Origin of the sequence: Flavobacterium azizsancarii (genome assembly GCF_027980145.1) — a bacterium.
GTDB classification, from domain to species: Bacteria; Bacteroidota; Bacteroidia; order Flavobacteriales; family Flavobacteriaceae; genus Flavobacterium; species Flavobacterium azizsancarii.
Genome location: NZ_JAMZNK010000156.1, coordinates 1 through 221, shown reverse-complemented (window position 1 = coordinate 221; position 221 = coordinate 1). Strand labels below are relative to the sequence as shown.

At 33.5% G+C, this 221-nt stretch carries 1 pseudogene; it reads right to left on the bottom strand.

Going from position 1 to position 221, the window contains the following annotated elements:
• A pseudogene (locus tag NJT12_RS24995) lies at positions 1 to 221 on the bottom strand (IS5/IS1182 family transposase); the annotation flags it as partial.

Genomic DNA, 221 nt, shown 5'->3' with positions numbered 1-221 from the left:
AAAATTTCCCTGAGTATCTTCTATCGTTTCTTTAAGAAGATTTAGCTTTTCTTTCACAGCTGGTATAGAACTCAAAGATTCTTCTTTTTCTATGCGCTGTTCCAGTTCTTTACAATAGGCTAATTCTTTTTCTAATACATTGGTGTCATTTTTCTTGGGCATATGCTCTTTGAATTGGTCATCAAATAAATAGACCGTTTTTCGTAGCAGTTTAGATCGCT